This window comes from Phormidium sp. CCY1219 (assembly GCF_055795085.1).
Map to the genome: position 1 here is coordinate 1 of NZ_JAYFEQ010000398.1, position 6,579 is coordinate 6,579.

General features: G+C 50.3%; 6 protein-coding genes and 1 pseudogene. 2 read left to right on the plus strand and 5 right to left on the minus strand.

The window, feature by feature from the left end:
* Window positions 1-145 precede the first annotated feature (145 nt).
* The gene (locus AC0QH1_RS08310; RefSeq protein ID WP_324630584.1) at window positions 146-556 is read left to right on the plus strand and encodes a hypothetical protein; all 411 of its coding nucleotides are present in this window, start codon (window positions 146-148) and stop codon (window positions 554-556) included.
* 277 nt (window positions 557-833) lie between these two features.
* Here the strand turns inward: AC0QH1_RS08310 and egtD are convergent, their stop codons facing one another.
* The 3 genes from egtD to egtC all read right to left on the minus strand — a co-directional run bounded on the left by egtD (window position 834) and on the right by egtC (window position 4,381).
* On the minus strand, window positions 834-1,892 hold the full coding sequence (gene egtD / locus AC0QH1_RS08315; RefSeq protein WP_324630585.1) for an L-histidine N(alpha)-methyltransferase: 1,059 nt from the start codon (window positions 1,890-1,892) through the stop codon (window positions 834-836).
* A 439-nt stretch (window positions 1,893-2,331) separates the two neighbouring features.
* Window positions 2,332-3,600, minus strand: coding sequence for an ergothioneine biosynthesis protein EgtB (egtB, locus tag AC0QH1_RS08320; protein WP_442957298.1), 1,269 nt, complete (start codon window positions 3,598-3,600; stop codon window positions 2,332-2,334).
* Window positions 3,575-4,381 carry an ergothioneine biosynthesis protein EgtC gene (gene egtC, locus AC0QH1_RS08325; RefSeq protein WP_324630586.1) on the minus strand — a complete coding sequence of 269 codons (807 nt, stop codon included), beginning with the start codon at window positions 4,379-4,381 and terminating at the stop codon, window positions 3,575-3,577. Before egtC ends, egtB begins: the two co-directional genes overlap by 26 nt.
* Before the next feature lie 373 nt (window positions 4,382-4,754).
* Here egtC and AC0QH1_RS08330 point away from each other — a divergent pair, with 373 nt between their 5' ends.
* Complete coding sequence (locus AC0QH1_RS08330; protein ID WP_324630587.1) at window positions 4,755-5,438, plus strand: dual specificity protein phosphatase family protein; 684 nt, start codon at window positions 4,755-4,757, stop codon at window positions 5,436-5,438.
* A 156-nt stretch (window positions 5,439-5,594) separates the two neighbouring features.
* Here AC0QH1_RS08330 and AC0QH1_RS08335 read toward each other — a convergent pair.
* A pseudogene (locus AC0QH1_RS08335) lies at window positions 5,595-5,744 on the minus strand (ISKra4 family transposase); the annotation flags it as partial.
* A 349-nt stretch (window positions 5,745-6,093) separates the two neighbouring features.
* Entirely contained in the window at window positions 6,094-6,507 is a 414-nt protein-coding gene (locus AC0QH1_RS08340) for a hypothetical protein (RefSeq protein WP_324630589.1), read from the minus strand.
* Window positions 6,508-6,579 lie beyond the last annotated feature (72 nt).

Here is a 6,579-nt window from a genome sequence, read left to right on the forward strand (position 1 = left end):
TCGTGTACGAGGGAAATGGAGCCTTGTACTTTCTAAAAAAAGGAAGTCCTGTGGGACTGCTGTTTATGTAAGGGGGGGCGAATTGCTCCCCATACATAAATGACAGGGGTTTCCATTCGCCCCCCTTACCAACCCCTAATTTTCTATGATGGCAAACACAAAAAAAGCGATCGCATTTTGCACCCCATTGTCTGCGATCGCCCTGGGTATCCTAGGGGCGATCGCCACCACAACCCTGCTGTTTGGGCAATCTGCTGTTGCCCAAGAAAGCAACGGTGCGGACGATTTAATCGAACCGCAACTGGAAAACAGCCGCGATCCGTTTGATGGCACTACTGGTGAAGGGGAAACCTTCGACGTACTCGATATCATTCACCGCGCTAACCTGGGTGGAGGTCGCAGTATGCAGGAGTTTCGCCTGGAAAAAGAGGAAAATATCAATGATGCGGCGGCTCAATTCCGCATGAGACAGTTAGAGTTACTGCGAAATCAATCCGAAGGGATTCCGGTTCGGGAAGCGACGCCCGCAGAAGCAGTGACGCCGGCAGACAATTAAAGAATGCAGGCGTAAGCAATTGCGGTTTAAATTTTACCAGAACAATCCACGCCGATGGTTCCTGCACCATCGGCTTTTATTATTGGGAAGTTGTCGGGTGGAACTCACCACACAGCACTGGGAGGGTGGGGAATGCCCACCGCGCTTGAGGTTTGATTCGCTTCACCGTGCTTATTATTTTGCGTACACTCCTTAAAAAAAGGATAGTGTAAAGACACGGCATACCGTGTCTCTACTACCAGAGGTGTTTTTCAATCAAGGGTTAAGAAAATTGCGATTAATCCTGACGCAATTGGGTGAGCATCATGCCAAACCACTGGTTGGGGTCGGTCCAGGATTTCACCGGGTGCAAGCCTTTGCGCTGCAGATAATCTGCCATTTGAGGTAACTCGAATTTGCGGGAAATTTCGGTGAGAATCGTCTCGTCTTTTTCAAATTCCACGGTTAAATCCAGGGTGCGCAGTCGCACGGTTTGCGATCGCCGACTTTGGAGGTGCATTTCGATGCGGCGTTGCTCTTGATTATAAAATGCCCGATGCTCGAATTGCTGCGGGTCGAAATTCCCATCAAATCGCCAATTCAGATGATGCAGCATATTGAGATTAAATGCGGCTGTCACCCCTTGGGCGTCGTTATACGCCGGTTCTAAAATCTCTTTGGATTTGTGCAAGTCAATTCCGAGCAAAAAATACTCTCCCACTTGCAGGGCGTCGATAATCTCAGAGAAGAAAATATCGCATTCTTGGGGATTCAAATTACCTAAAGTGCTGCCCAAAAAGCAAATCATCCGACTGGGGAGAGGGGAGGAACCTAGGGATGTCAAAGCCACTTCGTAGGTACTCACTAACCCATGCACGTTCAGGGAGGGATAATCCAACAATAACTGCTGAGCGCTACTTTCTAAAATGCCGCCACTGACATCAATAGGAAGATAGCGCAGGGGATGTGCCAATTCCTGATAGGCATCGAGGAGAATTCGGGTTTTGGTGGAACTTCCGCTGCCGAGTTCTACAATTTCGCACGGTCCGGTGAGTTGGGCAATTTCCGGGGCACATTGGCGCAAAATGGTGGCTTCGGTGCGGGTGGGATAATATTCCGGTAATTCGCAAATTTGCTCGAACAGTTCGGAACCGCGATCGTCATAAAAATAGTGGGGCGATAGAGTTTTGGGGGTGTTTTTCAACCCGGCGATCGCGTCAGCACCGATATCGATTTGGGCGTCGGAAACCGTGGAACCGATTAAGCGTTCGAGACGCAAGCGATCGCCCTCGATATCGCGATCGCTGGCTACTTTGGTGGAGAATTCTAAATTATCAGAAGGTTTTGAAACTTTCATCAGTATCTATTCAGTGGAGGCACAAACGAAGTCGGAGTCTGCTTAGTTTTAGAAACCCATGATTTGGCATTTCTAAACCCTAGCGGATTCCAGTTTTTTATTGTCCCATCCTCTCGGCAGTTTCCGGGCACGGACTTGGAGATTTTTGATAGGAATTTCTAATGAATTGTTCCGGTTAATTAATCTGGGGTTGTGAGAGAAAAGTGGTCTATGCTTCCCTAGGGTATCGGTTCGGTATTAGATCTAGGGGACCTGAAACCGGTGTTTTCGCCCTAATAGGTTGCTAATTAGTAATAGTTGGGTGAAGAAACCAGGGTCTCTAACCTCGACTACACCGACGCCCTAGGGGTAGAGGTTTCAATGCGGATTTTTGGCAAGAGAGAGGGCGCACGGCGGTGCGCCCCGAGGAAAACGCGACTGCTGATGTTATGCCCGTCTTTTACTCCACATCCCGGGCACAGCGAAATCCGGCGAAAATTTGCCGAACCCAGGGGTAATACCAGTTGCGGAAGCTACAGCGCATCGCCCAAGGGCGAGTGGTCCAACTTCCGCCCCGCAATACCCGATGTTCTCGGTCAAAATAGGCTTGGGAATAGCCGGGGTAGGGATAGGGTTGAAACCCACTATACCCGAGAAACCAGCTTGATGTCCATTCCCACACATTCCCCAGCATGTCGTAACATCCGTAGGCACTCATCCCGGCGGGATAGGCATTGACGGGGGTGGTTTGAGCCTGTCGGTTATCCAGATTGGCCCGATCGCCGGTGGGAAATTCATCCCCCCAAGGATAGGTTCGTTTGTGCTGGGTTTGCGGATCCCAGCTTGCGGCTTTTTCCCATTCTGCCTCGGTGGGGAGTCGCTTCCCGACAAATCGGGCGTAAGCCTCGGCTTCGTAGTAACTGACGCCGCAGACGGGATGGTTCTCGAACCCGGGTTTGTCGTTCCAATGCAGGGGCTGGGTGATTTGGTGAGTTTGTCGCCATTCCCAACCCTCGCTTGACCACCAGCGCGGAGTGTGATATCCTTCTTGGTCGATAAATTGCCGAAATTCGCCGCAGGTGACGGGATAGCGATCGATAAGGTAGGCGGGAAGGTACTGGCGATGGACCGATCGCTCGTTATCCAATGCCTCTGGCGCATCGCTTCCCAACTCGCACTTGCCGGCAGGAATTTCGATTTCCCGATCCGATGACAGGGGGTCAGGGCATTTCGCCTCGCCGGCTGCCCGCCGGGGCGATCGCTGCAATTGCAACAGAAAAGCAATGGTTTCGGTGTGCTGACATTCGTGCTGCAGGATAAACCGCCACAGGGTTTCTTGTTGCTCCATCGGCGCGCTGTCGAGGTAGCCGAAAACTTGCTCTCGAATGCACTGGAGATAGTCAACAATCTCGGGCAAGGGAGGCAATTCAACCCGTTGGTGTTTGGGCAATCCATCCTGGGCCATCAGGCGGCGATACTGGGGAAACAGGGGCGCTTTTCCGGCGCAGCGTTCTAGCAACCACAACCCCTCGGTAAATCCAATGTGCCCCAAATGCCAGCCCACGGGACTGAAGTCGGGATGCACTTGGCGGCGAAAGGTGTCCTCTTCCATGTTTTCAAACAGTTTCAGGGTGCCCCTGCGACACTGCTGCATGGCATGGCGGATCTGGTTTTTCGCCTCAAGTGGGCGATCGCCACCCGGTTTAGATTTGATTGATGTTGATATCAAGATTCTCTCCCACTGTGATAAGACTTTCTTCTGGAAGTGAATTCCAGTCGCCGTCAAATAAGGGTTCTGAGGCAATTATCACCGAATCGGGGAAGTTGGGATCGTCGCGCAACCAATACAGGGAAGGAGCAGCAGATTGGTTGGCGAAGCGCGACGCCACCAACTGATGACCGTCGCTGACCACCAGATTGGCCGAAAATTTCACGCCTTGCGGTTTGGCAAGTTCGGTTAAGGTGGCTAAGGTGCTGCTCAATGCGGCGGTTAATGGTGGATGGGTTTGCTTGTGATGGTCTGCGGTGACATCTAAGGTGGATAAGAACAGGGCGAAAATATGCTCGGAGTCGGTGGTTCCGCCAATTTGTTGGTAAAGGTCATCGGCGAGTCGATTGCGAAGCGGGCGATACAGGGTTTGGCGGAAGTTCTCGATAAATCCGTTGTGAATCCCGAGGATGCGGCGATCGCCAAAGGGCGGGCAATTGCTCAGATCCACCGCCTGTCCCGGGGTGGCGCTGCGAACGCATCCGAGTACGCATCCGCTTTCGATATAGCGACTCAATTGGGGCAGGTTGATGTCACTCCAGATCGGAAGCAGGTTTTTGTAGGTAAAGGGGTCGGTGTTGTTTTCCGGATGATACCACCCAATCCCAAACCCGTCGGCATTCACCACTCCGGAGGTCATTTCCCGGGGTTCGTAGCTTTGCACGATTAGGGAGTGTTCCGGTTTCAGTAATAGGCGATCGAGTAGAATTGGGCGACCCATATAGGCCATTAAGCGACACATGATAGCATCTTTCCTTGCTTTTTGTCCTGTAGCATTTTAAGTCAGTTCGGCTCGATTTGCCTTTTATTTAATGTTCTTTTTCTTTGTCGCTACACTTGCTCTTGGAAAGCCTGATTCTATATCGGTTTCATCCCCGGTTTATCGAGGGAAGCATCCGGGGCGCTTCCCGGAGTCCCTCCTTGGGTCCCTCCTGCCTCCCCTTGGGGGGCATCAGACCCCTCCGGGTGGCGATCGCCCAGGTTGCGGCTTTGCCCGCAATGCGAGTTGTCTCAACCTATTAAAATGCCCTTGCATGTCTGTGCCTTCGATTGGCCTCCCCCTCATTTACAATAAAAAAGCCCGCTCAATTCTATATCCAACCCTAAGCAACTCCATGAAGTATATTACCCTGTTTGTTATCCTCGGTACCTGCCTCACCGTTTTGGGCATTTTTTTGGGATTTCCCGGCTTGCTCTTGTTCTGGCTGGGACTGGATTTTTTAATCGTTGCTGTGGCTTATGCGGCTAGGGATAGTGGCATTTTTGGCAAGCGCGCGTCGGGTCAACTTTCCTGGGGAGCATCGCTTTTATTGCTGCCTTACCTGTTATTTACTTGGCTCATTTGGCACGGCCAACGCTTGCTTTTACGGGAAGATGCTTATAACTACATTGCCCCGGGGCTGTGGATGGGGCGGCGATTGTTGCGTGGAGAATTGCCGCCAGATATTCAGTTGATTGTGGATTTAACGGCGGAGTTCCCCGAACCTCAATCGGTGATTCGGGACAAAGACTATATTTGTTTGCCCACATTGGATGCCAATGTGCCGAATCTGGAAGCCTTTCGCGATTTAGTGAAAACTATTGCCAATTGTGACGGAAATGTTTACATTCACTGCGCCATCGGTCATGGGCGATCGGCCACTGTGGCGGCGGCGGTTTTGCTGGAAAAAGGCTTGGCGAAGGATGTCCAATCCGCTGAGGACTGGTTGAAAAAAGCTCGCCCTTGGATTAAGTTAAATTCCGCTCAGCGATCGCTCTTGGAACGGGCGATAAAATCTGGGAGCATCCCGATTTTGTAAATAAGTAAAAGTACGATTTTCTCTCGCCTAATGTTTAGTTTATCTTTATACTTTAGAATGCAAAAAGCTGACCGATTGGCAAAAACGGCTTTTAGAGTAGGCTTTTGAATTCTCAATTTTTTTTCAAATAAAACCACAGAGTAATCCGCTTAAACTCTATAGCACATCATTGAAGTAAGCACAGGTAAGTTTAAGCATTTGGTTTACATTTTGAGTTAACCATTGAGCGCCAGTAAGCTTTAATCTTTTATCAATCTATTTCACCGCTGATTCTACGGCTCCCGAACCGATCGAGCAAATCTTGTCCCTGGGCAATTTTTTATTGAGCTATAATTTGTCAAATGCTTTAAGTTGATGGCACTTAACGTTGTGTCACACCGTCTAAAGACTTCTGAGGAGGCTGTCTCAATTTCTCCTAATCCCTTTCAGGGATTGAAACAAAAACTGCTAAAAAAACCCGATTGATTATCGCCCATAAAGGACAATCAATCGGGTTTATCAGGCGATAACTTTTGGTGCAATCCTAACGCGGTGGGGAAAATTGGTTTCTCACCCCGAGGGGACAATCAACCGGGGTTTTTCAGAGGAATTTTTGGCTAAATCGTCACGCCATTGGTGAAGAAACGCGGTTGGGAATCACCACTTTAGCGACAGTTTAGAGACCTCTTTGAAGATTATTGCGATTGCCCGATCGCACTTGCGGTGCAGCCGCCGCGCCGTAATTCACCCGACAGCCCATATTAAAAATACTGGCTCCACATTCCAGGGGAACCACTTCATCATGGAGCATGGCGCTGCAACTGACATAGCCATCGCTATTGGTGTCCTTAATCATGCATTCAATTGGCGTAGCATTCGCATGAGAAGACCAAGATTTCATGCCCATCTCAGCCACAGAATGTTGCCAAAAGAACACCAAGAAAAACAACCCCAATGCCAAACCGGCGATCGCAGTACCCATCAAGCCCACCCGCACTCTCCAGTCACTCAACAGGTTTTGCAGCTTATTCGGGGAAGAGGCTTGCACCTCTGGAGTAGTATTTTTCGTTTCTGATTGTACTTCGCTCATGATAACCTCCGATACGTTTGGAAACCCCCGTGCTTTAGCCGGGGGAGGAAAAACGAACGTGCGGCTTTAGCC